This is a genomic window from Kitasatospora sp. NBC_00240 (genome assembly GCF_026342405.1).
Lineage (GTDB): Bacteria > Actinomycetota > Actinomycetes > Streptomycetales > Streptomycetaceae > Kitasatospora.
In genome coordinates, this window is sequence record NZ_JAPEMU010000001.1 from 5,760,686 (window position 1) to 5,785,863 (window position 25,178).

The 25,178-nt window shown below is 74.2% G+C and carries 25 protein-coding genes; 18 read left to right on the forward strand and 7 right to left on the reverse strand.

Translation table 11 applies throughout. The features are described 5' to 3' along the window. Positions 1-22: 22 nt before the first annotated feature. From OG689_RS24595 to OG689_RS24605, 3 genes are all read left to right on the forward strand, one after another. Entirely contained in the window at positions 23-1,387 is a 1,365-nt protein-coding gene (locus OG689_RS24595) for an alpha/beta fold hydrolase (RefSeq protein ID WP_266323047.1), read from the forward strand. Positions 1,388-1,501: 114 nt separating this feature from the next. Beyond that, positions 1,502-2,044 carry a tRNA (adenosine(37)-N6)-threonylcarbamoyltransferase complex ATPase subunit type 1 TsaE gene (gene tsaE, locus OG689_RS24600; protein WP_266323048.1) on the forward strand — a complete coding sequence of 181 codons (543 nt, stop codon included), beginning with the start codon at positions 1,502-1,504 and terminating at the stop codon, positions 2,042-2,044. A 105-nt stretch (positions 2,045-2,149) separates the two neighbouring features. Then, the gene (locus tag OG689_RS24605) at positions 2,150-2,383 is read left to right on the forward strand and encodes a hypothetical protein (protein ID WP_266323049.1); all 234 of its coding nucleotides are present in this window, start codon (positions 2,150-2,152) and stop codon (positions 2,381-2,383) included. Between the two features lie 108 nt (positions 2,384-2,491). On the opposite strand, the gene OG689_RS24610 is transcribed toward OG689_RS24605, so the two are convergent. Beyond that, entirely contained in the window at positions 2,492-3,064 is a 573-nt protein-coding gene (locus OG689_RS24610; protein ID WP_266327403.1) for a hypothetical protein, read from the reverse strand. Positions 3,065-3,205: 141 nt separating this feature from the next. Here OG689_RS24610 and tsaB point away from each other — a divergent pair, with 141 nt between their 5' ends. Genes tsaB through OG689_RS24635 form a run of 5 tightly spaced genes read left to right on the forward strand, consistent with a single transcriptional unit; the run spans position 3,206 to position 6,755 of the window. Further along, complete coding sequence (gene tsaB / locus OG689_RS24615; RefSeq protein WP_266323050.1) at positions 3,206-3,859, forward strand: tRNA (adenosine(37)-N6)-threonylcarbamoyltransferase complex dimerization subunit type 1 TsaB; 654 nt, start codon at positions 3,206-3,208, stop codon at positions 3,857-3,859. Positions 3,860-3,909: 50 nt separating this feature from the next. Beyond that, entirely contained in the window at positions 3,910-4,395 is a 486-nt protein-coding gene (gene rimI, locus OG689_RS24620; RefSeq protein WP_266327405.1) for a ribosomal protein S18-alanine N-acetyltransferase, read from the forward strand. Beyond that, a complete protein-coding gene (tsaD, locus tag OG689_RS24625) occupies positions 4,388-5,521 on the forward strand; it encodes a tRNA (adenosine(37)-N6)-threonylcarbamoyltransferase complex transferase subunit TsaD (RefSeq protein WP_266323051.1) in 1,134 nt (377 codons plus the stop codon). The genes rimI and tsaD overlap by 8 nt, the downstream gene beginning before the upstream one ends. Further along, entirely contained in the window at positions 5,518-5,778 is a 261-nt protein-coding gene (locus tag OG689_RS24630) for a hypothetical protein (protein WP_266323052.1), read from the forward strand. The genes tsaD and OG689_RS24630 overlap by 4 nt, the downstream gene beginning before the upstream one ends. Positions 5,779-5,813: 35 nt before the next feature. Next, positions 5,814-6,755, forward strand: coding sequence for a polysaccharide deacetylase family protein (locus OG689_RS24635; protein ID WP_266323053.1), 942 nt, complete (start codon positions 5,814-5,816; stop codon positions 6,753-6,755). A gap of 34 nt (positions 6,756-6,789) precedes the next feature. Here the strand turns inward: OG689_RS24635 and OG689_RS24640 are convergent, their stop codons facing one another. The 3 genes from OG689_RS24640 to OG689_RS24650 all read right to left on the reverse strand — a co-directional run bounded on the left by OG689_RS24640 (position 6,790) and on the right by OG689_RS24650 (position 8,826). Further along, positions 6,790-7,974 carry a class I SAM-dependent methyltransferase gene (locus OG689_RS24640; protein WP_266323055.1) on the reverse strand — a complete coding sequence of 395 codons (1,185 nt, stop codon included), beginning with the start codon at positions 7,972-7,974 and terminating at the stop codon, positions 6,790-6,792. Positions 7,975-8,002: 28 nt separating this feature from the next. Continuing rightward, on the reverse strand, positions 8,003-8,329 hold the full coding sequence (locus OG689_RS24645) for a hypothetical protein (RefSeq protein ID WP_266323056.1): 327 nt from the start codon (positions 8,327-8,329) through the stop codon (positions 8,003-8,005). Between the two features lie 74 nt (positions 8,330-8,403). Further along, the gene (locus OG689_RS24650) at positions 8,404-8,826 is read right to left on the reverse strand and encodes a hypothetical protein (RefSeq protein WP_266323057.1); all 423 of its coding nucleotides are present in this window, start codon (positions 8,824-8,826) and stop codon (positions 8,404-8,406) included. 371 nt (positions 8,827-9,197) lie between these two features. Here OG689_RS24650 and groES point away from each other — a divergent pair, with 371 nt between their 5' ends. The 3 genes from groES to OG689_RS24665 all read left to right on the forward strand — a co-directional run bounded on the left by groES (position 9,198) and on the right by OG689_RS24665 (position 12,381). Beyond that, positions 9,198-9,503: a co-chaperone GroES gene (gene groES, locus OG689_RS24655; protein ID WP_049654366.1), complete on the forward strand. Its 306-nt coding sequence runs from the start codon at positions 9,198-9,200 to the stop codon at positions 9,501-9,503. A 116-nt stretch (positions 9,504-9,619) separates the two neighbouring features. Further along, a complete protein-coding gene (gene groL / locus OG689_RS24660; RefSeq protein ID WP_266323058.1) occupies positions 9,620-11,251 on the forward strand; it encodes a chaperonin GroEL in 1,632 nt (543 codons plus the stop codon). Positions 11,252-11,382: 131 nt separating this feature from the next. Continuing rightward, positions 11,383-12,381: a LysR family transcriptional regulator gene (locus OG689_RS24665; protein ID WP_266323059.1), complete on the forward strand. Its 999-nt coding sequence runs from the start codon at positions 11,383-11,385 to the stop codon at positions 12,379-12,381. A 438-nt stretch (positions 12,382-12,819) separates the two neighbouring features. On the opposite strand, the gene OG689_RS24670 is transcribed toward OG689_RS24665, so the two are convergent. Further along, on the reverse strand, positions 12,820-13,146 hold the full coding sequence (locus OG689_RS24670; protein ID WP_073924269.1) for a WhiB family transcriptional regulator: 327 nt from the start codon (positions 13,144-13,146) through the stop codon (positions 12,820-12,822). A 553-nt stretch (positions 13,147-13,699) separates the two neighbouring features. Here OG689_RS24670 and OG689_RS24675 point away from each other — a divergent pair. From OG689_RS24675 to OG689_RS24690, 4 genes are all read left to right on the forward strand, one after another. Further along, complete coding sequence (locus tag OG689_RS24675; protein WP_014136228.1) at positions 13,700-14,311, forward strand: response regulator transcription factor; 612 nt, start codon at positions 13,700-13,702, stop codon at positions 14,309-14,311. A gap of 567 nt (positions 14,312-14,878) precedes the next feature. Beyond that, entirely contained in the window at positions 14,879-15,436 is a 558-nt protein-coding gene (gene shbA / locus OG689_RS24680; RefSeq protein WP_073924730.1) for an RNA polymerase sigma factor ShbA, read from the forward strand. A gap of 416 nt (positions 15,437-15,852) precedes the next feature. Continuing rightward, entirely contained in the window at positions 15,853-17,367 is a 1,515-nt protein-coding gene (gene guaB, locus OG689_RS24685; protein ID WP_266323060.1) for an IMP dehydrogenase, read from the forward strand. 167 nt (positions 17,368-17,534) lie between these two features. Then, positions 17,535-18,662, forward strand: coding sequence for a GuaB3 family IMP dehydrogenase-related protein (locus OG689_RS24690; RefSeq protein WP_266323061.1), 1,128 nt, complete (start codon positions 17,535-17,537; stop codon positions 18,660-18,662). A 57-nt stretch (positions 18,663-18,719) separates the two neighbouring features. Here the strand turns inward: OG689_RS24690 and OG689_RS24695 are convergent, their stop codons facing one another. Next, positions 18,720-19,286: a hypothetical protein gene (locus OG689_RS24695; protein WP_266323062.1), complete on the reverse strand. Its 567-nt coding sequence runs from the start codon at positions 19,284-19,286 to the stop codon at positions 18,720-18,722. A 275-nt stretch (positions 19,287-19,561) separates the two neighbouring features. Between OG689_RS24695 and OG689_RS24700 the strand changes: the two genes are divergently transcribed. Next, positions 19,562-21,547, forward strand: a complete 1,986-nt coding sequence (locus tag OG689_RS24700) for a serine/threonine-protein kinase (protein WP_266323063.1) — start codon at positions 19,562-19,564, stop codon at positions 21,545-21,547. Positions 21,548-21,579: 32 nt separating this feature from the next. On the opposite strand, the gene OG689_RS24705 is transcribed toward OG689_RS24700, so the two are convergent. Then, complete coding sequence (locus tag OG689_RS24705; RefSeq protein WP_266323064.1) at positions 21,580-22,143, reverse strand: SHOCT domain-containing protein; 564 nt, start codon at positions 22,141-22,143, stop codon at positions 21,580-21,582. Between the two features lie 96 nt (positions 22,144-22,239). Here OG689_RS24705 and OG689_RS24710 point away from each other — a divergent pair, with 96 nt between their 5' ends. Both OG689_RS24710 and OG689_RS24715 read left to right on the forward strand, forming a co-directional pair. Beyond that, positions 22,240-23,316, forward strand: a complete 1,077-nt coding sequence (locus tag OG689_RS24710; RefSeq protein ID WP_266323065.1) for a hypothetical protein — start codon at positions 22,240-22,242, stop codon at positions 23,314-23,316. A gap of 162 nt (positions 23,317-23,478) precedes the next feature. Further along, entirely contained in the window at positions 23,479-25,146 is a 1,668-nt protein-coding gene (locus OG689_RS24715) for a serine/threonine-protein kinase (RefSeq protein WP_266323066.1), read from the forward strand. The last annotated feature ends 32 nt before the right edge of the window (positions 25,147-25,178 follow it).

The window sequence follows — 25,178 nt, forward strand, 5'->3', positions numbered from 1 at the left end:
GGCGAAAGGTGAACGGGGAGAGATGAGCGACGAGGGCGGGGGAAGCCCGATCGTGGCCGTGGCCCGGGCCGCCGAGAGCGCCTCGGTCGGCGTCAGCCGGGCCGGGCTGATCGGCATCTCGGTCGGCGTGGTCGCGGCCGGCGCCGCGGCGGGTGTCGCGGTCGAGCGGCTGACGGTCGGCCGGGCGATGCGCCGCCGGGCCCGGGAGGCGCTGGACGCCACCGCCTCCTACGGCTCGCTGCGCGGCCGCCCGCGCACGGTCGCCGCCCCGGACGGCACCGAGCTGTACGTCGAGCTGGACGGCAGCGGCTGGCCGGGCCCCGTCCAGGTGCATCCCGAGGACCAGCACAAGGGCCCCAGACGCGGCTGGTTCGCCCGGCGGCGCGGCGAGACGGGGCCGGTCGACCGCAGCGGGCTGCCCGGACTGCTCGCCGGCTCCGGCGCCCTGGTGCGGGCCAGCAGCCGCCGGGGCTTCGGCAGCTCCACCGCACCGGCCGGGGCCCCGCTGACGGTGGTGTTCTGCCACGGCTACTGCCTCAGCCAGGACAGCTGGCACTTCCAGCGCGCCGCGCTGCGCGAGGGCATGCGGCTGGTCTTCTGGGACCAGCGCAGCCACGGCCGCTCGGAGCGCTCCCGGTCCTTCCTGGCGGGCGAGCCGGCCAGCATCGACCAGCTCGGCGGCGACCTCAAGGCCGTCATCGACGCCGTCGCGCCCGAGGGGCCGCTGGTCCTGGTCGGTCACTCGATGGGCGGGATGACGGTGATGGCCCTCGCCGACCGCCACCCCGAGCTGTTCCGTGAGCGGGTGGCCGGGATCGCCCTGGTCGGCACCCTGGCGAGCGACTGGGACAGCGTCACCCTCGGCCTGCCGGTCCTGGGCGCGAAGGTCTTCCGGCGGGTCGCCCCCGGGATGATGAAGCTGCTCGGCCGCCAGGTCGAACTGGTCGAGGCCACCCGGCGGTTCGGCGCGGACTTCGCGGCCGTCTTCTACCGCCGGTTCTCCTTCGGCACCCAGGACGTCGACCCCGGCGTGGCCCGTTTCGCCGAGCAGCTGCTGGACGCCACCCCGATCGACGTGGTCGCCGAGTTCTACCCGGCCTTCGGCCGGCACGACAAGCACGCCGCGCTGGCCGCCATGCGCGGCATCCCCGCCCTGGTGCTGGCCGGCACCAAGGACCTGCTCACCCCGCCGGGCCACAGCGAGACGATCGCCCGGGAGCTGCCGGACGCCGAACTGCTGCTGGTGGAGAACGCCGGACACCTGGTGATGCTGGAGCGCCCCGAACTGGTCGACCGCCGGCTGGCCGCACTGCTCCAGCATGCCGTCGAGTACGCGGGCGCGGCGCCGCTGCCGCCGTCCGTCCGGGAGGCCGGGCAGCCGGAGTGAGCCCGCGGCGTCCGGGACGGCCCCGGGCCGACGCGCACCCGCCCGCGGATGTGGCACCGTAGCGGTGGCGCTCGACCGGGGGCGCCGCACGGATCCGAAGGGCATGACACGCGCATGGGCTCGCACGCCACTCTCACCGTTCCCACCCCCGAGCGGATGGGCCGGCTCGGCCGCGAACTGGCCGGGCTGCTGCGCCCGGGGGACTTGGTGCTGCTCTCCGGCGAACTGGGCGCGGGCAAGACCACGCTGACCCGCGGCCTGGGGGAGGGGCTCGGGGTGCGCGGCGCCGTCACCTCGCCGACCTTCGTGATCGCCCGGGTGCACCCGTCCCTGGTGGGCGGCCCGGCGCTGGTGCACGTGGACGCGTACCGGCTGGGCGGCGGCCTGGACGAGATGGAGGACCTCGACCTCGACGTCTCGCTGCCGGAGTCGGTGGTGGTGGTCGAGTGGGGCGAGGGCAAGGTCGAGCAGCTCTCCGAGGACCGGCTGGAGGTGCGGATCGAGCGCGCCCTCGGCGGCGCCGCGCCCCAGGATGCGGACGGGACCCCGGCCGGCGAGGACGAGGCCGCGGACGACTCGGACCCGCGCCGGGTGGTGCTGACCGGGCTCGGCCGGCGCTGGGACGCGGTGGAGCTGGCGGCGCTGACCGAGGACTGACCCTCCGACATCTTCCCGACAGACTGTCGGGAAGATGTTGCGGCCGGGGTGCCGGGCGTGGTGGGATGGGTGCTGCGGTTAGGTCTGCCTAACTAGGGAGGCGCCATGTCGAGCACCACCCCCGCCCCGGAGCGCGCACCGCGCGACCGGGCCGGCGAGCCCGCCCGTCCTGCGCCCGGCCAGGGCCGACTCCCTGACGAGGCCGCAGCCGCCGCACCCCGGCCCGGGGCCGCGATGCGCACGCTGCTGGCCGCCTGCGCGGCCGCCGAGGCCGTGTCCACCCCGCCGGGACAGCACGCACCGGCCGGTCGGACGGATCCGCGGCGCACCGCGGCCTGATCGGGAGGGCGGCCCCGATGTCGGCCGGCCGGGCCGCGGGGAAGTACCCGCCGTCCGGGAGCGGCCTGCCGTCCAGCCGCCGTCCAGCCGCCGTCCGCCGCGCCGTCGTCAGGCGACGACCACGACCTTCGTCCCGTTCGGTGCGAAGTCCCAGAGCAGCTGGCCGTTCTGCCGGCTCTGCCGGATGCCGCCGGTCTTCACCGCCGGGTCCGGGGTCGGCGTCGCGCCGTCCTGGGCCGCGCTGAAGCCGAAGACGATGCCGTTCTGCTGGGCGAACAGCACCACGTGCTCGATCTGCTTGCCGTCGGTGCCGGTGGTGGTAGGCCGCCGGCTGTAGACCGTGTAGCTGCCCGCCGTCGGCTCGACCGAGCCCGGCGTGACCGCGAAGGCCGCCACGACCTGCGGCGTCTTCTTCGGGTCGACCAGCCAGACGGTGTGCGTCCCCAGCGAGTACACCACCCGCAGGCCGGCGCCCGAGGTGGCCGGCAGGGCGGGGATCGTCGGCGTGGCGGAGGCGGTCGGCGCCGCGGTGGAGGCGGACGGGCCGGGGGCGGCGGTGCTCGCGGTCGGCTTCGGCGGCGCACCGGCACGATCCACGGCGCCGTTGGCCTGGAAAGCCAGCAGGCTCACCAAGGCCAGAGCCCCCACGGTCAGCCCGGTGACCACCACTCCAGGACCCATCTTCGCCACGTGTGCTCCCAGCGCTGTCCGTAACTGTCGGCCCCAATCGTGCCAGGTCCGCCGGGCGCGGCCGCACCGATCCGGATGTGTGTTCCGTGATGGCACGGAAATCCGGGCGGCGGGACCAACTAACCTGGACCCGTGCTGCTGCTCGCGTTCGACACCGCAACCCCCGCCGTCACCGCGGCCGTCCACGACGGCACGGCCGTCCTCGCCGAGGCCTTCACGGTCGACGCCAGACGCCACGGTGAGCTGCTGATGCCCGCCGTCGACCAGGTGCTGCGGGAGGCCGGCGTCGACAAGCACCGGCTGACCGGCATCGTGGTGGGTGTCGGGCCGGGTCCGTACACCGGCCTGCGGGTCGGCCTGGTCACCGCCGCCGCGCTCGGTCACGCGCTCGGACTGCCCGTGCACGGCGTCTGCACCCTCGACGCGATCGCCCACCAGGCCCGGACCGAGGGTCTCGCCGGGCCGTTCACGGTCGCCACCGACGCGCGCCGCAAGGAGGTCTACTGGGCCTCGTACGACCCCGCCGGCGCCCGGACCGCCGGCCCCGGGGTGGACCGCCCGGCCGAGCTGGCACCGGGCCCGCGCTCGGTCGGCGCCGGCGCGCTGCTCTACCCCGACACCTTCCCTGACGCGACCGGCCCCGAGCACGTGTCCGCGGGCGCGATGGCCGCCTTCGCCGCCGCCGAGCTGGCCGCCGGGCGCGAGCTGCTGCCCTGCGTCCCGCTGTACCTGCGGCGCCCCGACGCGCAGGTCCCGGCCGGGTACAAGGCGGTGCTCCCGGCGTGACCCCCGGCCCGAACGGCACCGCCGGCCCCGGCGGGACCACCCTGCGACCCATGCGCTGGTGGGACATCGCCCCGGTGATGGACCTGGAACTGCGACTGTTCCCGGAGGACGCCTGGTCCACCGGCATGTACTGGTCCGAGCTGGCCGAGACGCACCCCGGCGGCACCCGCCACTACACCGTCGCCACCACCCCCGACGGCGCCGTCGCCGGCTACGCGGGCCTGATGGTGGTGGCCGGCGAGGGCGACGTGCAGACCATCGCCGTCGACGAGCGACTGCAGGGCGCCGGCCTCGGCGCCGTGCTGCTCACCGACCTGGTCCAGGAGTCCGCCCGGCGCGGCTGCACCGACCTGCTGCTGGAGGTGCGGGTGGACAACCTGCGCGCCCAGCGCCTGTACGAGCGCTTCGGGTTCGAGCCGGTCGGCATCCGGCGCGGCTACTACCAGCCCGCGAACGTGGACGCGCTGGTGATGCGCCTGGACCACCCGAGCAACGATCCGAAGACCGACGTGATGAAGGACCCCCGCCATGGCTGACGAACCGCTCGTCCTCGGCATCGAGACCTCCTGCGACGAGACCGGCGTCGGCATCGTCCGCGGCACCACCCTGCTCGCCGACGCCGTCGCCTCCAGCGTCAACGACCACGCGCGCTTCGGCGGCGTGGTGCCCGAGATCGCCAGCCGGGCGCACCTGGAGGCGATGGTCCCGACCATCCAGCGGGCGCTGGACACGGCCGGGGTCAAGGCCTCCGACCTGGACGGCATCGCCGTCACCGCCGGGCCCGGCCTGGCCGGCGCGCTGCTGGTCGGGGTCAGTGCCGCGAAGGCCTACGCCTGGGCGCTGGACAAGCCGCTGTACGGGGTCAACCACCTCGCCTCGCACATCTGCGTGGACCAGCTGGAGCACGGGCGGCTGCCCTCGCCCACGATGGCCCTGCTGGTCTCCGGCGGGCACTCCTCGCTGCTGCTCAGCGAGGACATCACCAGTGACGTCCGCCCGCTCGGCGCGACCATCGACGACGCGGCCGGCGAGGCCTTCGACAAGGTCGCCCGGGTGCTCGGCCTCGGGTTCCCCGGCGGCCCGGTGGTCGACCGGATGGCCCGTGAGGGCGACCCGAAGGCCATCGCCTTCCCGCGCGGGCTGAGCGGCGCGAAGGACCCGGCGTACGACTTCTCCTTCTCCGGCCTGAAGACCGCGGTGGCCCGCTGGGTCGAGGCGAAGCGCCGGGCCGGCGAGGACGTGCCGGTCGCGGACGTCGCGGCCTCCTTCCAGGAGGCGGTCACCGACGTGCTCACCCGCAAGGCCGTCAAGGCCTGCAAGGACAGCGGCGTGGACCACCTGATGATCGGCGGCGGGGTGGCGGCCAACTCGCGGCTGCGCGAGATGGCCCAGCAGCGCTGCGACAAGGTCGGCATCCGGCTACGGGTGCCGCGTCCGGGCCTGTGCACCGACAACGGCGCGATGGTCGCCGCGCTCGGGTCCGAGATGGTCTGGCGGGGCCGTTCGCCGTCCTCCGCCGACCTCTCCGCGGACTCCTCGCTGCCGGTCACCGAGGTGCACGTGCCGGCCACCGGCGGCGGTACGGGCGGAGGCGGTACGGGCGGCGGGGCGCACGGCGACGTCCACGGCGAGGCCTACCGGGCGCTCGGCGGCGGCCGGTGACCGTCGCCGCGATGTGGGAGGCCCGGGCGGCCGACGGCCGCGCCGCCGAGCTGACCGCCTGGGTGCACGCCACCGCGCTGCCCGCGCTGCGCGGCTCGGCGGGCCCGGTCCGGGCCGAGGTGTTCGGCGCGCCGGGCGGCCGGGTACTGCTGATCACCTGGTGGGACGGCGCCCCGGTTGCGGTCGCCGACCCGCCCGCGGCGCTGGTCGCCCGGCCGGTCCACCGCTGGGAGTTCACCAGCGAACACGTCGAGTAGCGCCTTGCCGGGGGAACCGGCCGACGGCCGGTAGCGTGCTTCCTGGGAGTCGGCTGAACGATCTGGGGGGGCACGGCGCGGTGGAGCGGTACGGCTGGAACAGGACGAGGACGTACGCGGTGGGGGCGCTGGCACTGGCCGCGCTGGTGGCCGGCTGCGGGGGCGCCGCCCCCGAGGTGCCGAGCGGCCCGCCGACCGGCGGCGCGGGCTCGCAGAGCGCGTCGCGGCCGCCCGCGCCGCCCCGCACCGACCCGGCCACGCCGGCCGCCGACGCGGCCGTCGCGGTCTGGACGAAGTGGAACCTCAAGCCGCTGCCGCCCGCCCCGGCGCCGCCCGCGGACAAGCCGTTGAAGCTCACCGCCACCGGTGCCGTGCCGGTCTTCAGCGAAGTCCCGACCAGCGACAAGGTCGTCTTCGTGACCCTCGACGACGGCGCCGAGAAGGACCCGAGGTTCGTCGAGATGCTCACCGACCTCAAGGTGCCGGTCTCGATGTTCCTGACCCGCGACATCGTCAAGAACGACTACGGCTACTTCAAGCCGCTGAAGGCCCTCGGCAACCACATCCACAACCACACCACCGACCACCCGGCGATGAGCACCAAGCCGGCCGACGTCCAGAAGTCCGAGGTCTGCGACGCCCAGTCCGCGCTCACCCAGCAGTACGGCGTCGCCCCGATGCTGTTCCGCCCGCCGTACGGCGACGGCGCCCACACCGCCGCGCTCAACACGGCGGTGCAGCAGTGCGGACCTCGGGCGATCGTGCTCTGGCGCGAGTCGATGCAGATCCACGACATGCAGTACCAGGCGGCCGACAAGAAGCTGAAGCCCGGCGACATCATCCTCGCCCACTTCCGGGGCCCCAAGGACCTCAAGGGCGAGACGATGACCCAGATGTTCGGCGAGCTGCTCAGCCGGATCCAGGAGCAGGGCTTCGCGGTGGCCCGGCTGGAGGACTACATCAAGCCACCGGCGTAGCCGGGCCACCGGGGCGGCCGGCGCCCGGTGGCCCCTACCGGACGGCCCCGGCGTCCACCGGCCGGCCGATCATCATCAGGTGCCCGTCGCCGACCCGGGACAGGATGACGGTCGCGGTGGCCGGCCCCTGCGGCTTCAGCTTCTGCCGCAGCTCCTCCGGAGTCATGGAGAGGCCGCGCTTCTTGATCACCACGGTGCCGACCCCGCGTTCGCGCAACAGCGCCTTGAGCTTCTTCACGTTGAACGGCAGGACGTCGGTGAGTTCGTAGGCGTGCGCGTACGGGGTGGCCACCAGGTGGTCCGAGGTCAGGTACGCGATCATCGGGTCGATCAGCCGGCCGTCCACCTGCCCGGCGACCTCGGCGACCAGGTGCGCGCGGATCACCGCGCCGTCCGGCTCGTACAGGTAGCGCCCGACCGGCCCGGCCTGCGGGTCCGGCAGGGTGCCGCCGGCCAGCGTGCGGTCGTGCGGCAGCAGGGTCGCCCGGTGCGGGTGCCCGGCCCGGGTGCCGAACCAGAGCACCGCCTCCTTCACGTCGCCGTGGTCGGAGACCCACTCGGCCTCGGCGTCCTCGGGGACCAGGTCGTGCGGGATGCCCGGGGCGATCTTCAGCGCGCCGAACGGGGTGCGCCGGGCCGCCTCGATCGCCCAGGACAGCGGCGGCGAGTACGCCTCGGGGTCGAACACCCTGCCCTTGGTGGTCCGCCGCGCGGGGTCGGTGAACACCGCGTCGTAGCCCGTCACGTCCACCTCGGTGACGTCCGCGCAGCGCACCTCGATCAGTTCGGCCAGGCCCAGCGCCGCCGCGTTCGCCCGGGCCGCCGCGCAGGCCGCGGGGTCGCGGTCGACCGCGAGCACGAAGATCCCCTGCCGGGCCAGCGCCACCGCGTCCCCGCCGATCCCGCAGCACAGGTCGGCCAGCCGCCGGACGCCCAGCTCGGCGAACCGCTTCGCCCGCCACTCGGCCACGCTGCGCCGGGTGGACTGCTCGACGCCGTTCGGCGTGAAGTACATCAGGTCCGCGTCGTCGCCGAACTTGGCCCGCGCCCGCTGCCGCAGCCGGGCCTGGCCCAGCGCGGCGGAGACCAGCTCCGCCGGGTGGTCACGGCGCAGCCGGGTGGCCAGCGCCAGTTCGTCGCCGGGCGTGTACGCGCGCAGCTCGGCGAGCAGCGACTGCCCCTCGGGGGTCAGCAGGGCCTGCAGGTTCTCGGTCTCCACCCGCCCATTCTCGCCGCTCGGGGCGGGCTCAGGCGGCGATCAGGGCGGCGAGCGGCAGGAACGGCAGCAGGGCGGCGGCCACCGGCAGCGCCCGGTACCCGCGCCGCCAGGTGCGGACGGCCAGCACGAGCGGCGGTCCGGTGACGGCGAGCAGGCCGGTCAGCAGGACGAGCAGCCCGAGCAGTTCCTGGCCGCCCGCCTCCAGCCGGAACAGGGCGAGCAGGGACAGCGCGCCGAGCGCGCCGGTGAGCGGCGTTCCGAGGGCCAGCAGCAGGAGGGCCGCCAGCAGGTCGCGGCCCGGCGGGTGCGGCCGGTGGGCGGTGCGGCCGCGGTCCGGCGGCGTGGTCCTGGTCATCGTCCGGCTCCTCGGCTCGACGGGTGAGGCGGGTGGGTTTCCTCGCGGGGCGGGGCGGGGCGGGGCGGGCCGGCTCAGCGCAGGGAGAGCACGATCAGTGCCGCGACCGGCAGCAGGAGCCCGGCCACCGGGAGCACCCGGTAGCCGGCCCGGCCGGACCGGACCGCCAGCAGGATCGGCGCGGTGAGGAGGAGGACGACGCCGAGCACCAGGACCAGCACGGCCAGCTCGCCCCCGCCGCTCTGGCCCGCGCCGAAGGCCAGCGCGAAGGCGAGGTAGCCGATCCCGGCGAGCAGCAGGGCTTCCAGCGGCAGCACGAGGAGGGTCAGCAGAAGGTCGCTGCCCAGCGGGCGGGGGGTCAGGGCAGTGCCGGAGGAATCGGTGCCGGACGGATCGACGACGGCGGCGGTGTCGGCGGTGTCGGCGGTGTCGGAGGTGGCGGCGGTGTCGGCGGCACCGGACGGGGCGGCGGACGGGGCGCTGGACGCGGTGGTCATGGACGGAGTCTGCGGCCCGGGACGGGACCGGCACATGAGTACGGCTACTCAACCCCGCCGGTCGCTGCGGTGGCGGGGATGAGTGCGCCGGCGGGGGTGACCGGGGGATGCCCGGGGGTGCGCCGCACCGCCGCCGTGCAGGAAGTCCGCACCCGGCCGATCCGTACACGCTTGCGACTGCGGGAATCTCCCGGCCGCGCCGTTGGCACTCTGGTTGACTGAGTGCTAACCGCGGCCTATGGTCAGTCCTGGCACTCCCCACCGGGTGAGTGCTAACACGGTGAAGCGTGTCTGACCCCCGCGACGGCAGGCACGCAGGCATCACAACTACCTGTTAGACAACCCCGTAATCTCCGAAGGGGAGCTCGGACGTGACCACCAGCAGCAAGGTTGCCATCAAGCCGCTCGAGGACCGCATCGTGGTCCAGCCGCTCGACGCCGAGACCACCACGGCCTCCGGCCTGGTTATCCCGGACACCGCCAAGGAGAAGCCCCAGGAGGGCGTCGTCCTGGCCGTCGGCCCGGGTCGCTTCGAGGACGGCCAGCGTCTTCCGCTCGACCTCGCCGTGGGCGACATCGTCCTGTACTCGAAGTACGGCGGCACCGAGGTGAAGTACAAGGGCGAGGAGTACCTCGTCCTCTCGGCCCGCGACGTCCTCGCGGTCATCGAGAAGTAAGACCTCACGGGCCCGCGGGCCCGTATCCGCCCGCCCCGGATCCGTGTCTTCACCGACAGGGGCCCGGGGCGCGGCTGTTGGCTCACGTATTCAGTAACCCTGAGGGAAACGGGAACATGCCGAAGATTCTGCAGTTCGACGAGGACGCCCGCCGCTCGCTGGAGCGCGGCGTGAACAAGCTGGCCGACACCGTCAAGGTGACCATCGGTCCCAAGGGCCGCAACGTCGTCATCGACAAGAAGTTCGGCGCCCCGACCATCACCAACGACGGTGTCACCATCGCCCGCGAGGTCGAGCTCGACGACCCGTACGAGAACCTTGGCGCGCAGCTCGTCAAGGAGGTCGCCACCAAGACCAACGACGTCGCGGGTGACGGCACCACCACCGCCACCGTGCTGGCCCAGGCCCTGGTCAACGAGGGTCTGCGCAACGTCGCCGCGGGCGCCGGCCCGGCCGCCCTCAAGAAGGGCATCGACAAGGCCGTCGCGGCCGTGTCGGAGCACCTCCTCTCGATCGCCCGCGAGGTCGACGGCAAGGACGACATCGCCGCCGTCGCCGGTCTCTCGGCGCAGGACTCGCAGGTCGGCGAGCTCATCGCCGAGGCGATCGACAAGGTCGGCAAGGACGGTGTCATCACCGTCGAGGAGTCGAACACCTTCGGCGTGGAGCTCGACTTCACCGAGGGCATGCAGTTCGACAAGGGCTACCTGTCGCCGTACTTCGTCACCGACGCCGAGCGTCAGGAAGCGGTCCTCGAGGACCCGTACATCCTGATCAACCAGGGCAAGATCTCCTCCATCCAGGAGCTGCTCCCGCTGCTCGAGAAGATCCTGCAGGGCGGCGCCTCCAAGCCGCTGCTGATCATCGCCGAGGACGTCGACGGCGAGGCGCTGTCCACCCTCGTGGTGAACAAGATCCGTGGCACCTTCAACGCGGTGGCCGTCAAGGCCCCGGGCTTCGGTGACCGCCGCAAGGCCATCCTGGGCGACCTGGCCACCCTGACCGGTGCCACCGTCATCTCCGAGGAGGTCGGTCTCAAGCTCGACCAGGCCGGCCTGGAGGTGCTGGGCACCGCCCGCCGCGTGACCATCACCAAGGACGACACCACGGTCGTCGACGGTGCCGGTGACAGCGAGGCCGTCGCCGGCCGCGTCGCCCAGATCAAGGCCGAGATCGCCAACACCGACTCGGACTGGGACCGCGAGAAGCTGCAGGAGCGCCTGGCCAAGCTGGCCGGCGGCGTCTGCGTGATCAAGGTCGGCGCCGCCACCGAGGTGGAGCTCAAGGAGCGCAAGCACCGCCTGGAGGACGCCATCTCGGCGACCCGTGCCGCGGTCGAGGAGGGCATCGTCGCCGGTGGCGGCGCCTCTCTCGTGCACGCGCAGAAGGTGCTCGACGGCAGCCTGGGCCTGTCCGGCGACGAGGCGACCGGTGTCGCGGTCGTCCGCAAGGCGCTCGCCGAGCCGCTGCGCTGGATCGCCCAGAACGCCGGCCTCGAGGGCTACGTCATCACCCACAAGGTGGCCGAGCTGGAGGCGGGCTTCGGCTACAACGCCGCCACCGGCGAGTACGGCGACCTGCTGAAGGCCGGCGTCATCGACCCGGTCAAGGTCACCCGCTCCGCGCTGGAGAACGCCGCCTCGATCGCCTCGCTGCTGCTCACCACCGAGACCCTCGTGGTGGAGAAGCCGGCCGACGAGGAGGCCGGCGCCGGTCACTCGCACGGCGGCCACGGCCACTCGCACTGACACACCTCACGGTGACCGGAGGCCCGGCCCGCACCCCCTGGGTGCGGCCGGGCCTCCGGCGTGCTGTTCCAATGTTCAACCACATATCAGTGGAGTTTTGCGGTAAGCAAAGGATGCCTTATAACTGAGGCATGATCGAGGCCCGCCACCTGCGCGTCCTGCGTGCCGTCGCCCGCACCGGCTCCTTCTCCGCCGCCGCCCGCGAGCTGGGTTGCACCCAGCCCGCCGTCAGCCAGCAGATGAAGGCCCTGGAGAAGTCGGTGGACACCCCGCTGGTGGTCCGGGCCGGCCGGGGCATGCAGCTCAGCGAGGCCGGCCGGGTGCTGCTGAAGCACGCCAACGGCATCCTGGCCGGGCTGTCGGCCGCCGAGGAGGAGGTCGCCGCGATCGCCGGCCTGCGGGCCGGGCGGGTGCGACTGGTGTCCTTCCCCACCGCGAGCTCCACGCTGGTGCCGCCCGCCGTCGCCCGGCTGCGCGCCAGCCACCCCGGGGTCCGGGTGTCGCTGGTCGAGGCGGAGCCGACCGAGTCGCTGGCGATGCTGCGCGGCGGCGAGTGCGAGGTCGCGCTGGCCTTCCGCTACCCCGACTCGCAGGGCGGCCTGGCCGTCCCCTCCCCGCACAGCACCCCGCGCGAGGCGCGCGCCGAGGCGACCCTGGAGGCGGCGGCCGCGGCGGCCGCCAACGACTGGTCCGACCTGGTGGTCCGGCCGCTGCTGGACGATCCGCTGGTCGGCCTGCTGCCGGCCGGCCACCCGCTGGCCGGGGTCGGCGACGCGCCGGTGGAGCTGGCGGAACTCGCCGAGGAGCAGTGGATCGCCGGCTGCCCGCAGTGCCGCGGCCACCTGGTGGAACTCTGCGCGGGCGCGGGCTTCGAGCCGCGGATCGACTTCGCCACCGACGACTACCCGGCGGTGGTCGGCCTGGTCGCGGCCGGGCTCGGGGTGGCGGTGCTGCCGGGGCTCGCGCTGGACTCGGTGCGCCAGGACGGCGTGTCGGCCGTCCAGTTGCGGGCCGCCTCGGGTGAGCCGGCGTTGCGCCAGGTGGTGGCACTGACCCTGCCCGACCTGGCCGAGGTGCCGGCGGTGGCCCTGATGCTCGACCGGCTGGCGGGCTCCGCGGCCGGGCGCTGAACCGGCCGCCGGGACGGGCCGGACGGGGGCCGTCCCGTACGGGCGGGCGGCGTGCGGTACCCGGGGAGCGGGGCCGGGCGTGGCGGGTGCGCCGGGCGCGGGGGCCTGGGACGGGTCGTCAGGCCGGTTGCCGGGGAGGTCCCGAGGCTGTCCTGGAGCGAGGTCCGGCGGGCGCGATGGCCGGGACGCGATGGCCGGGGCAGGTCCGGCGGGCTCCGCTCCGGTCCTGCGAGGGTGCCCGTTCGCCGGTGTCGGTCCTATGTCGGGACCGGTGTCGCGGCCGGGTGTCGGGACGGGTGTCGCGCGGCCGGGTCCGGTGGTGGCCGGCCCGGGTGCTCCGGTGCGCCGCGGGTGCCGGCGGGCGGCACGGTGGGTGCCGGTCCGGGGCGGCACGGAAACCGTGAAGAAACGTTTCTCCACGGCGAGTGTGTCGTCCTTCTAGCGCCGTACTCCCGAGGGCATCGTCAGCGGGACCTCGACCAGGCGGTTGCGCGAACGGCCCATCATCTCCTCGCGTTCGTCCTCGGTGAGACCGCCCCACACGCCGTACGGCTCACGGACCGCCAAGGCGTGCGCCGCGCACTCGGTGCGTACCGGGCAGCGCATGCAGACCTCCTTGGCACTGGCCTCGCGCGAACTGCGCGCGGCGCCGCGCTCGCCCTCCGGGTGGAAGAAGAGCGAACTGTCCACGCCTCGGCAGGCGGCGGAGAGCTGCCAGTCCCAAAGGTCCGCGTTGGGGCCGGGGAGGCGGGAAAAATCTGCCATGGCTCATTCCCTTCAAGGGCTCGTCGGCCCCGCGCCGGCCCGGACTTCGCTCGGCTCGGCTCGGCGGGGCTTCGGTGCGCTGGTGTGGACACCTGGAAATATGACTTAAGGCAACCTCATGGACAAGTCACCCACAGAGTGGCACAACAGTCAATGACCGTACAAAAGCTATAAAAACGGGCAAAGTGGGCATGTGGTTTGGCGGGCAGGGACGTGGCAATCGAGTGGCCGGAGCGGGCGTGCGGGCCCGTACCGGCGTGCGCGTCGCGCGCCGACCGCGCACCAGCTGCAGAAAAGTGCGGCGCGCGCCCCGCGATGCGGCTGATCCGTAATGGGTTGGCCACGTACAGTGGTGGAGATGGCCCTGAAGGCCGTAACTCATTCGAGTGACGGTCGTTGGATGTGCGGAGGCGGTTAGCGGGCGCCGGACGTCGGGAACGATCGCGGGGAGAACCGGCGATCAGCACGAGGTCTGTCGCCAATCGGCCGTGTCGGAGAGATTCGTACCAGCCAGGAGGCTCAACGTGACGCGGATCAGCAGCGGAGGACGGTCATGACTTCCGTTCTCGTTTGCGACGATTCCCCGCTCGCCCGCGAGGCGCTTCGCCGCGCGGTCGCGACCGTACCCGGTGTCGACCGGGTCACCACCGCGACGAACGGTGAGGAGGTCCTCCGCCGCTGGGTGGCCGACCGTTCCGACCTCGTCCTGATGGACGTCCGGATGCCCGGACTCGGCGGCGTCGAGACGGTGCGGCGGCTGCTGTCCGCCGACCCGGGCGCGCGCATCATCATGCTCACCGTCGCCGAGGACCTCGACGGCGTCGCCCTCGCGGTGGCCGCCGGGGCGCGCGGGTACCTGCACAAGGACGCCTCGCGCGCTGAACTGCGGGCCACCGTCACCCAGGCCCTCGCCGACCCGACCTGGCGGCTCGCCCCGCGCCGGCTGCGCAGCCCCGACATGGGTGCGGCGCCGACGCTGACGGCGCGTGAGATCCAGGTGCTGGAGGGGATGAGCCACGGCCGCAGCAACGCGGAGATCGGCCGGGAGCTCTTCCTCTCCGAGGACACCGTCAAGACGCACGCCCGGCGGCTGTTCAAGAAGCTCGGCGCCTCGGACCGCGCGCACGCGGTGGCCCTGGGGTTCAGGTGGGGTCTGGTCCGCTGACCGGCCCCGGCCTGCCGCCCGCGGCACCTCCTCGCGATTCCCCTCGCGCAGACGTGTGACGTTACGGTCCCGAGGTTGCACCATGGAGGTGTGGAGCACCTCGGGGACCAGCGGACAGGCACTGCGGCGGACGACGCAGCCGCAGGACACTCGGCGGACGGCGCGGCAGGCGGGACAACCGACGGCGGCGGGGCGGGAGGCGGCACGGTGGACGACGGCCCGGGGCTCGGCCCGCCGGTGCCCACCACGCCCGCGGGCGGCCGGCCGGTACCGGGCGTGGCCGCGCCGACGCATAACGTTCCGGTGCACAACTCCGGACGCGGTGCCATGTTTTCCGGCCCGACCAGGCACCATGGACCGATGCGCGACGACGTTTCCACCGCTCCCGGCGGGGCGGACCCAGAGGAGGCCGGGCTCTCCGGCCCGGGTCAGGAGTCGCCGTACGCCGACGGCCTGCCGGATTCCGGCGCCGAGATCGAGTCCGACCCGGGGTCGGACGCCGGGCCGGACACGGGGCCGGAGGGCGCCGAGCGTCCGCCCGTCCTCGGCAGCGCCGGATCGCCGCTGATGGCCGACCTGGTCGCCGCCGCCGTGCGCGGTGAGGGCCCGGCCATCGACACCCTGCTGGCCTACGTCCACCCGCTGGCGCTGCGGTACTGCCGCGGCCGGCTGGTCCGGCTGCCCGGCGGGGCCCGCCATCACGTGGACGACATCGCCCAGGAGGTCTGCGTCGCGGTGCTCTGCGCCCTGCCGCGCTACCGGGACCAGGGCCGGCCGTTCGAGGCCTTCGTCTACGGGATCGCCGCGCACAAGATCGCGGACCTGCAGCGGGCCGCGATGCGCGGGCCGGGGTCGACCGTGATCCCGCCCGACGACCTGCCCGAGCTGCCGGACGACGCGCTCGGCCCGGAGGAGCGCGCGCTGCTGAGCAGCGACGCGGCCTGGGCGAAGGAGCTGCTGTCCAATCTGCCGGCCCGTCAGCGGGAGCTGGTTCTGCTCAGGGTGGCCGCCGGTCTGTCGGCGGAGGAGACCGGCGAGGTGCTCGGTATGTCGCCGGGCGCGGTGCGGGTCGCCCAGCACCGGGCGCTGAGCAGATTGCGGGCCCTGGCGGAGGAGTCCTCCTGAACGCGGGGGGCCGGGCGCCGCACGGTGCCGGCCGCCGGTCGAGGACATTGCCGTGAAGACCGTCCGCCGACCGGGGAGGGAACGCGGCGTGATCGTACCGGCACGTACGGGCCATGGAATCACTCACGTGTGACCGGTGTTGTCAAGGGGGCGCGAGTCGGCATTCCCGGTGCCAGTACCATGGGGTATCGGCGCCTGGGCTGGTCGCCAAAGTTTCGTGGGTGCGGACGGGGTTCTCCTGGAGGTTCCTCCAAGGCATCGAGCGTTGCGGTGGCCCGATCCTGTGCCGGTGAGCGCGCGGGTGGGACGGCGCCGTACACGGTTGTCCGTCCGCCCGACGAAGGATCAGTGCGCCCCCACCCTCAGCCGGGCGCATTGCAGTTGAATTCGGCCGGCCACGGAAGGTAACCCCCAAGATGCCCATCAACGACGGCGTCAACGCCGCAGGCGTACCCGAGAAGTTCGCGATGCTCGGACTGACGTACGACGACGTCCTGCTGCTGCCCGGGGCCTCCGAGGTGCTGCCGAACCAGGTGGACACGTCCTCGCGCGTGTCCCGCAACGTGCGGGTGAACATCCCGCTGCTGTCGGCCGCCATGGACAAGGTCACCGAGTCGCGGATGGCGATCGCGATGGCCCGTCAGGGCGGCGTCGGCGTCCTGCACCGCAACCTCTCGATCGAGGACCAGGTCAACCAGGTCGACCTGGTCAAGCGCTCCGAGTCCGGCATGGTGACCGACCCGATCACGGTCGGCCCGGAGACCACGCTCGGCGAGGCCGACGCGCTCTGTGCCAAGTTCCGGATCAGCGGCGTGCCGATCGCCGACGAGGCGGGCCGGCTGCTGGGCATCGTCACCAACCGCGACATGGCCTTCGAGTCGGACCGCAGCCGCAAGGTCCGCGAGATCATGACGCCGATGCCGCTGATCACCGGCAAGGTCGGCATCTCCGGCGAGGACGCGATCGGGCTGCTCCGCCGCCACAAGATCGAGAAGCTGCCGCTGGTCGACGACGAGGGCCGGATCAAGGGCCTGATCACCGTCAAGGACTTCGTCAAGGCCGAGAAGTACCCGAACGCCGCCAAGGACGCCGAGGGCCGTCTGCTGGTCGGTGCCGCCGTCGGCGCCAGCGCCGAGGCCTTCGACCGCGCCCAGGCGCTGGTCGGCGCCGGGGTGGACTTCCTGGTGGTCGACACCTCGCACGGGCACAGCCACAACGCGCTGTCCTGGATCGCCAAGATCAAGGCCGCCGTCGGCATCGACGTCGTCGGCGGCAACGTCGCCACCCGGGACGGCGCCCAGGCGCTGATCGACGCCGGCGTGGACGGCGTGAAGGTGGGTGTCGGCCCCGGCTCGATCTGCACCACGCGCGTGGTCGCCGGCATCGGCGTCCCGCAGGTCACCGCGATCTACGAGGCCGCGCTCGCCTGCCAGGCGGCCGGCGTGCCGGTGATCGGCGACGGCGGCCTGCAGTACTCGGGCGACATCGGCAAGGCGCTGGCCGCCGGTGCCGACACCGTGATGCTCGGCTCGCTGCTGGCCGGCTGCGAGGAGTCGCCGGGCGAGCTGCTGTTCATCAACGGCAAGCAGTTCAAGTCCTACCGCGGCATGGGCTCGCTGGGCGCCATGCAGACCCGCGGCCAGGCGAAGTCGTTCTCCAAGGACCGCTACTTCCAGGCCGAGGTCTCCTCCGACGAGAAGCTGATCGCCGAGGGCATCGAGGGCCAGGTCCCGTACCGCGGTCCGCTCTCCGCCGTGCTGTACCAGCTGGTCGGCGGCCTGCGCCAGACCATGGGCTACGTGGGCGCCGCCACCGTCGCCGAGATGGAGAGCAAGGGCCGGTTCGTCCGGATCACCTCGGCGGGCCTCAAGGAGAGCCACCCGCACGACATCCAGATGACCGTCGAGGCACCGAACTACACCAGCCGCTGAGCACACCCCGCTCCGCGGACTGCGCGAGGCCCGCCACCGGCCGGTGGCGGGCCTCGCCCCGTGTCCGCCCGTTGACCGGCTGCGCCGTAGCGGTCCGCCGGTGCGGGATACTGGGGTCGGCCGGGGTGACCCGGCAGGTATGAGCAAAAAAACCGGAAGGGCTCGAAGTGACTGAGATCGAGATCGGGCGAGGCAAGCGCGGACGCCGGGCGTACTCCTTCGACGACATCGCCGTCGTCCCCAGCCGCCGTACGCGGGACCCGAAGGAGGTCTCGATCGCCTGGCAGATCGACGCCTACCGCTTCGAGCTGCCGTTCCTGGCCGCCCCGATGGACAGCGTGGTCTCCCCGCAGCAGGCCATCAACATCGGCCGGCTCGGCGGGCTCGGCGTGCTGAACCTCGAAGGCCTGTGGACCCGGTACGAGGACCCGCAGCCGCTGCTCGACGAGATCGCCGCGATCACCGACCAGGCCGCCGCGACCCGCCGGCTGCAGGAGATCTACGCGGCCCCGATCCAGGCCGACCTGATCGGCCGGCGCATCAAGGAGGTCCGCGAGTCGGGCGTCGTGACGGCCGCCGCGCTGTCGCCGCAGCGCACCGCGGAGTTCTCCAAGGCCGTGGTGGACGCCGGCGTCGACGTCTTCGTCATCCGCGGTACCACCGTCTCCGCCGAGCACGTCTCCGGCGCGGCCGAGCCGCTCAACCTCAAGCAGTTCATCTACGAGCTGGACGTGCCGGTGATCGTCGGCGGCTGCGCCACGTACACCGCCGCCCTGCACCTGATGCGCACCGGCGCGGCGGGCGTGCTGGTCGGCTTCGGCGGCGGCGCCGCGCACACCACCCGCAACGTGCTCGGCATCCAGGTGCCGATGGCGACCGCGGTGGCGGACGTCGCGGCCGCCCGCCGGGACTACATGGACGAGTCCGGCGGCCGGTACGTGCACGTGATCGCCGACGGCGGCGTGGGCTACAGCGGCGACCTCGCCAAGGCCGTGGCCTGCGGCGCGGACGCGGTGATGATCGGGGCGGCGCTGGCGCGGGCCACCGACGCCCCGGGCCGGGGCGTCCACTGGGGCATGGAGGCCGTCCACGACGAGCTGCCGCGCGGCAAGCGGGTGGACCTCGGCACGGTCGGCACCACCGAGGAGATCCTCACCGGCCCGTCGCACACCCCCGACGGCACCATGAACCTCTTCGGCGCCCTGCGCCGCGCGATGGCCACCACCGGCTACTCGGAGCTCAAGGAGTTCCAGCGGGTCGAGGTCACGGTCAACTCGGCCCCGCAGCACGGCTGACGACGACATGGGCAAGGCCCCGCCGGAGGTCCGGCGGGGCCTTGCGCGTACCCGGGGTCAGGCGCTGATCCGCCGGGTGAAGACGAAGCCCTCGAAGAGCGCGATCCCGTAGAACAGCGCGTCCATCGGCTCCAGGACGGCCTTCCAGCCCTCCAGGGTGACGCTGAACTCCGGGCCGTACAGCTCGCCCAGCGAGGCGCCGGTGAGCTGGTGCAGGTACAGGCCGACCCCGAAGAACTGGCCGAGCAGCAGCGACAGCGCCGCCAGCACCGCGCCGGCCACCGGGAGCACCGGGTTGCGGCCGCCCAGCTTGCCCAGCGGCCAGGCGACCGCCGCCGCCAGGCCGATGACCAGCCAGCCGAACTCGCGGTCCAGGGCCTTCATCAGGAACCCGTACGCCAGCGCGCCGACCACCACCGCGCCGAGGGCGGCCGCCAGCGCGGCGCCGGCGTTCGGCGTGCGGGGCGCGGCGGCGGGCAGTGGGGCGTACGCGTACGGTGCGGGCGCGCCGGGCATTCCGGGGGCCACGTAGCCGGCCGGGGCGTCGGGCTCGTACAGCGGGGCGGCGTAGTGCTGGGCGGCCGGGGCTGCCTTGCCGTCAGGGCCTGGCACGGATGCGGTCATGCGGATTCCCCCCGGGGAAGTGTGGTGCGGCGGCGTCGAAGATAGCAGCGCCGATACGCGCTCGAACACCGGCTTTTGATTACGGGTCGGGCACAGAGCGCCGGTCGTGCAACGGCGTACGCCGGTGCGGGCCCCGTCGGACGGCCGCCCGGTCAGGGGCCGGGTGGTCGCGGACCCCCTGGACAGGGGATGATGGAGGCTTGGCATGCGGAGCCCTACGCCGGGCCGATACGCCGTCACTTCGACCGCCAGCACCACATGGGGGAACTCTCCAAATGACCCAGGCGCAGGGTTCCACCGGCCGTCTCCTGGCCGGACGCTACCGGCTGGACACGGTGCTCGGACGCGGCGGTATGGGTACCGTCTGGCGGGCCGAGGACGAGATGCTCGGCCGGGTCGTCGCGGTCAAGGAACTGCGGATGCACGGCGGTGTCGACGAGGAGGAGAAGCACCGCCTGATCGTCCGCACCCTGCGGGAGGCCAAGGCGACCGCGCGGATCCGGCACACCGCCGCCGTCACCGTCTTCGACGTGGTCGAGGAGGACGACCGGCCCTGGATCGTCATGGAGCTGGTGGAGTCCCGCTCGCTGGCCGAGGTGATCAAGGAGGACGGGCCGCTCACGCCCGTCCGGGCCGCCGAGATCGCGCTCGACGTGCTGGGTGTGCTGGTCGCCGCCCACAGCCACGGGATCCTGCACCGCGACGTCAAGCCGTCCAACGTGCTGATCGGCGAGGACGGCCGGGTCGTGCTCACCGACTTCGGCATCGCCAGCGTCGAGGGTGACGCCTCGGTGACCTCCACCGGCATGCTGGTCGGCGCCCCCTCCTACATATCGCCCGAGCGGGCCCGGGGCCAGAAGCCCGGCCCGCCGGCCGACCTGTGGTCGCTGGGCGGCACCCTGTACGCGATGCTGGAGGGCCGGCCGCCGTACGACCGGGGCTCGGCGCTCGCCACCCTGACCGCGGTGATGACCGAGGACCTGGCCGCGCCCGCCAACGCCGGGCCGCTGAAGCCGGTCATCGAGGGACTGCTGGAGAAGGACCCGGCCCGGCGCCTGGACGCGTCGCAGACCCGCGCGATGCTCCGCCGGGTGGTCGCGCAGGCCACCGTGAAGTCCGAGGCGACCACCCAGCAGGCGGTGCCGGTGGCCGGCGCCGACCGGGCTCCCGCCACACCGGCCGCTCCCGTCGAGGAGACCGGCACTCCGGCCGGCGCCGCGGGCGGCGCGAAGCGCCCGGTGGGCGGGCTGCTGGGCACCGTCCGGGTGGGGAGCCGCTCGAAGGCGCCGGAGCCGGCGCCGGCGGAGCCCGTGCGGCCCACCACGGCTGCCTCCGGCGCCGCTGCCGCCGGTGCCGCCGTCGATCCCGCCGGGGCCCCCGCGGCCGCGCCGGCGGCCGGTCAGTGGTCCGCCGGCGAGACGGTGAGCGCCCGTCCCGGCGCCCGGCTGGTGCGGGCCGTCGGCGGGCGCCGGCGGGCCGTGATCCTGGCCGTGGTGCTGGTGCTGGTGCTGATCGCCGGGGTGGTGCTGGCGCAGGCGCTGGGCGGCTCCGAGCAGAACGGCGCGGGCAAGGGCGGCGCGCAGAACGGCGGCGCCGCCACGGCGGCCGGCGCGAACCCGCCGGCCCCGGCCGGCGACACCGCCTCCGGCGAGCCCGGCGGGGGCCCGCCGGCGGCGCAGAGCCCGGCCCCGGGCGCCTCCTCCCAGGACGCCGGGCCCGGCCCGGCGCAGACCACCCCGGCCGGCGAGCCGCAGGCCTCCCGGTCCGCGAGCCCGGCCGCCGCGGCCACGCCGGCGGTGCCGGCCGGCCCCGCCGTGCCGGCCGGCTACCACGAGCACAAGGACGCCGCCGGTTTCAGCATCGTGCTGCCGGACTGGCTGGCCGACGCCGGCGAGGACTACGACCACACCAGCCGCAAGTTCGAGGGCCAGGGCGTGAAGCTGGTCGTCGACTGGACCCAGCCGGGCGGCGCCAGCGCCCTGGCGGACTGGCAGAGCGCGGAGCCCGGCCAGCGCGGCGGGTACCAGCGCGTCGCCCTGCAGGCCATCACCTACCGGCAGTGGACCAACGCCGCCGACTGGGAATGGACCTTCAACAGCAGCGGCGGCACCCGGATGCACTCGCTCAACCGCGGCTTCGTCACCGGCGGCGGCAAGTACGGGTACGCCCTCTACTGGACGACCACCGACGCCGCCTGGGCCGCGCCCGCGAACGCCCAGGCGCGCCAGACCGGCTTCGACAGCTTCCAGCCCGCGCCGTAGCGGCCGCCGGCCGGGGTCGGCCGGTCGGCCGGTCAGCCGATCAGGCGCTGCTTGGCCCGGGTGAACTCCTCCTCGGTGAGGGCGCCGGCGGCCCGCAGGGCGGCCAGCCGCTCCAGCCCGTCGAGCAGGTCCTCGCCGGTGGCGGGCCCGGAGGGGACGGCGGACGCGGCCGGTGCGGTGGGGACGACGGCGGCCAGGGCGGCCTCGTAGGCGCTCCTGGCGGCCCCTGCGCCGGCCCGGAGCTGCTCGGCGAACGGCTCGGCCTTGACCACGTCCTCGAAGCGGTGGGCGCCGGTCAGCGCGATCACCTGCAGCACCTCGCCGTTGAACGTCGTCCGGTTCACCCGCACCTCGGTGACCGCCTCCAGCGGAACCGGCAGCGGTGGCTTGCCGTCCTTCAGGAAGAGCAGCCGGTGGGTGGTCAGCACCATGGCGCCCTTGCGGAAGTGGTCGGGGTGTCGGGCGGCGGTTGCCGCCACCGGCCTCTCGCCGGGTGCGATGGTGGCCTCGACGGTCCGCACGGCCGCGGCCCGGCGCTCGTGGCTGCCGTCGCCGACCACGTCGAAGGCCACATCGATGAGATCGGTCCAGTCCATGGACCGAGCGTACCCACCTGGGACACGTACGCTGGCGGGGACGAGAGGAACAGCATGCTGGCGGGCCCGGGGCAGGTGTTGGCAGGGCGGTACCGGGTGACGGACCGTCCGGAGTACCTGCGGGTGCTCGCGAAGGACGAACGGACCGGCACCTCGGTGCAACTGACGGGGCTGGAACTGCCCGGACTGCTGACGGCCGTCGACCCCGCGTACGGCGAACCGGGCCACGGCGAGCCGGTGCACGGCGATCCGGTGCCCGCGCAGGGCGAGCGGCTGGTCCGGCGGGTGGCCGCGGTGGCGGCCGGCGTCCCCACCCATCCGCGGCTGCTCGGCGGCGGCGGGGCCTTCGTGGACGACGAACTGCTGTGGACGGTCGAGGAGTGCCCGCCCGGCGTGCCGCTGGCCGACATCCTGGAGGGCGGGCCGGTGCCGCCCTACCGGGTCGCGGAACTGGCGGCGGACCTCGCGGGAGCCCTCCGGGCGCTGCACGAGGCCGGTCTGACCCACGGAAACATCTCGGTCGACACCGTGCTGCTCTGCGAGGACGGCGCCGCCCTGCTCGGCGGCCTGGACGCCGGTGTGGCCCTGGAGGCGCTCTGCGAGGAGCTGGGCGGCCCGGCCGGCCGGCGCCGGTACGAGGTGCGCGCCGGACTGCTCGGCCCCCGGACCGAGCGCTGGCCGATGGACGGCGGCCCGGCCGGCGACTGCTGGGCGCTGGGCGTCCTGCTGTTCCGGCTGCTCACCGGGGCCGCGCCCTACCCCGAGACCGACCTGCCGACGCTGCTCGGCGCCGTCCGGGACGACCGGCGGGCCTCCACCCACGGCTGCGGCCCGCTCGGCCCGCTGGTCGAACGTCTGCTCCAGCCGGACGCGGCGCTGCGGCCGACGGCCGTGCAGGCCTGGCGGGAACTCACCGACCTGCTCTCGGGCGCCCCGGAGCCGTTCGGCGCGCCGCCGCCGGTGCTGCTGCCGGTGCGGCGTCCGGAGGGGCCGCTGGTGCCCCGCCGGCGCCGCGGCGGGCACGGGAGCGGGCCGGTCGCCGACGCCGACGGGAGCGGCCCGCGGCCCCGCCCGCCCAGAGTGGCGCCGGCGCTGCTGGGGCCGCTGCTGGTGGCCGCGGTCATGGTCGCGCTGGTCCTGGCGATGGGCGCCGTGGTGTTGTTCGCAGGCTGACGGGCCGTGCCGCAGGTCACAGGGCGGTCACGTGGCCGGGGCGGGATCCCCCTGGTGGAACGTCCGGCCTAATCTGTGCGTGAGAGATGTTCGAACGGTGGTCAGCGGTGCACCGGACCCTCCGTCGGGGTGACGGCAGGTGGATGAGGGGGAGCGGTCGCCATGGGTGTTCAGGACAGGCCGGAGACGGCTGCGGAGCAGCGCCTGCTGGCGGACCGCTACGAGCTCGGGGAGCGGCTCGGCCGGGGCGGCATGGGCACCGTCTGGCGGGCCCGGGACAGGATGCTGGACCGCGAGGTCGCGGTCAAGGAACTGACCGTCAGCCACCTGCCCGAGGAGGAGCTGGAGATCCTCAACGCCCGGATGAAGCGCGAGGCCAGCGCCGCCGCCCGGATCAAGCACCCGGGTGTGATCACCGTGCACGACGTGCTGGAGCAGGACGGCCGGCCGTGGATCGTGATGGAGCTGGTGGACGGCCGCTCGCTGGCCGACGTGATCAGCCAGGACGGCACCCTGCTGCCCCGGGAGGCGGCCGAGGTCGGCGCCCAGGTGCTGGCCGCGCTGCACCGCGGCCACCAGCTCGGCGTGCTGCACCGCGACGTCAAGCCCGGGAACGTCCTGCTGGAGCGCGGCACCGGCCGGGTGGTGCTGCTGGACTTCGGCATCGCCACCTACGAGGGTTCGGCCGAACTGACCCGTCCCGGTGACCTGGTGGGCTCGCCCGACTACCTGGCGCCCGAGCGGGCCCAGGGCGAGCGCCCGGGGCCGGCCTCCGACCTGTGGGGCCTCGGCGCAACGCTGTACGCGGCGGTGGAGGGGGAGTCGCCGTTCCGGCGGACCTCCCCGCTGACCACGCTGGCCGCGGTGGTCGGCGACCCGCTGCCCGAGCCGCGCCGGGCCGGCGCGCTGGGGCCGGTGCTGGCGGCGCTGATGGCCAAGGATCCGGCCGAGCGGCCGACCGCCGACCAGGCGCTGCGGATGCTGGCCGAGGTGACGGCCGGACACACCATGGGGTTCAAGAAGCCGGAGCCGAAGAGCCCGCCGAAGGTGCCCACCCAGTCGGTGCCGGTGGTGGACCGGACCACCACGCCGCCTGCCGGGACGGACCCGGAGCCGGCCACCGTGCCGCAGCCGGCCGGAGTGCCCCGGCCGGCGGCCGAAGAGACCACGGCCGCCGCACCGGCGCAGCCGGCCCGCCCGGTCCGCCGCGCCTCCCGGGCCCGGCTGGTCCTCCAGGTGGCGGCGCTGGGCCTGGTGACCGCGCTGGTGGCCGGCGGCGCCGCCTACATGGTGACGGCCAAGGACGGCCCGGGCGGCGGGGCCACCCCCGGCCCGACCCCGACCGGCCAGCAGCAGTCCCCGACCTCCGGCGCGCCGGCCGCGGCCGGCTACCGCTGGACGGAGGACCCGGGCGGCTTCCGCTTCCTGCTGCCCTCGGTCGGCCCGGTCTGGGAGCGGACGACCGGCGACAACCAGATCTACTACAGCCCGGACAGCAAGGTGCACTACCTGCAGTTCGCCGTCACGGTCGGGCAGTCGAGCACCCCGCTGGAGCACCTGCAGCAGCTGGAGTCCACGGTCTCCAAGAACCTGACCGGCTACAAGCAGGCCAGGATGGCCGACGCCAAGGTCAAGGGCCACGACGCGGCGGTCTGGGAGTTCTCGTACGCGGCCAAGGAGGGCGGCCGGCGGCACGCGATCGAGGCCGAGTTCATCGACGACCAGGGCACCGCGTACGCCGTCTACCTGTCCTGCCCGGACAAGGACTGGACGGAGGGCGAGCGCCGCTTCACCACGGTGCTGAACAGCTTCGAGCCCGTCGTCCGCTGACGACGGGCGCCGCCCGGGCGCCGGGCGGCGGC

Excerpts from the sequence above, each read along its gene's own strand:
- OG689_RS24595 (WP_266323047.1), top strand. The coding sequence starts at position 23 with ATGAGCGACGAGGGCGGGGGAAGCCCGATCGTGGCCGTGGCCCGGGCC.
- tsaE (WP_266323048.1), top strand. The coding sequence starts at position 1,502 with ATGGGCTCGCACGCCACTCTCACCGTTCCCACCCCCGAGCGGATGGGC.
- OG689_RS24605 (WP_266323049.1), top strand. The coding sequence starts at position 2,150 with ATGTCGAGCACCACCCCCGCCCCGGAGCGCGCACCGCGCGACCGGGCC.
- OG689_RS24610 (WP_266327403.1), bottom strand. The coding sequence starts at position 3,064 with ATGGGTCCTGGAGTGGTGGTCACCGGGCTGACCGTGGGGGCTCTGGCC.
- rimI (WP_266327405.1), top strand. The coding sequence starts at position 3,910 with ATGCGCTGGTGGGACATCGCCCCGGTGATGGACCTGGAACTGCGACTG.
- tsaD (WP_266323051.1), top strand. The coding sequence starts at position 4,388 with ATGGCTGACGAACCGCTCGTCCTCGGCATCGAGACCTCCTGCGACGAG.
- OG689_RS24645 (WP_266323056.1), bottom strand. The coding sequence starts at position 8,329 with ATGACCAGGACCACGCCGCCGGACCGCGGCCGCACCGCCCACCGGCCG.
- OG689_RS24650 (WP_266323057.1), bottom strand. The coding sequence starts at position 8,826 with ATGACCACCGCGTCCAGCGCCCCGTCCGCCGCCCCGTCCGGTGCCGCC.
- groL (WP_266323058.1), top strand. The coding sequence starts at position 9,620 with ATGCCGAAGATTCTGCAGTTCGACGAGGACGCCCGCCGCTCGCTGGAG.
- OG689_RS24665 (WP_266323059.1), top strand. The coding sequence starts at position 11,383 with ATGATCGAGGCCCGCCACCTGCGCGTCCTGCGTGCCGTCGCCCGCACC.
- OG689_RS24670 (WP_073924269.1), bottom strand. The coding sequence starts at position 13,146 with ATGGCAGATTTTTCCCGCCTCCCCGGCCCCAACGCGGACCTTTGGGAC.
- OG689_RS24675 (WP_014136228.1), top strand. The coding sequence starts at position 13,700 with ATGACTTCCGTTCTCGTTTGCGACGATTCCCCGCTCGCCCGCGAGGCG.
- shbA (WP_073924730.1), top strand. The coding sequence starts at position 14,879 with ATGGCCGACCTGGTCGCCGCCGCCGTGCGCGGTGAGGGCCCGGCCATC.
- guaB (WP_266323060.1), top strand. The coding sequence starts at position 15,853 with ATGCCCATCAACGACGGCGTCAACGCCGCAGGCGTACCCGAGAAGTTC.
- OG689_RS24695 (WP_266323062.1), bottom strand. The coding sequence starts at position 19,286 with ATGACCGCATCCGTGCCAGGCCCTGACGGCAAGGCAGCCCCGGCCGCC.
- OG689_RS24700 (WP_266323063.1), top strand. The coding sequence starts at position 19,562 with ATGACCCAGGCGCAGGGTTCCACCGGCCGTCTCCTGGCCGGACGCTAC.
- OG689_RS24705 (WP_266323064.1), bottom strand. The coding sequence starts at position 22,143 with ATGGACTGGACCGATCTCATCGATGTGGCCTTCGACGTGGTCGGCGAC.
- OG689_RS24715 (WP_266323066.1), top strand. The coding sequence starts at position 23,479 with ATGGGTGTTCAGGACAGGCCGGAGACGGCTGCGGAGCAGCGCCTGCTG.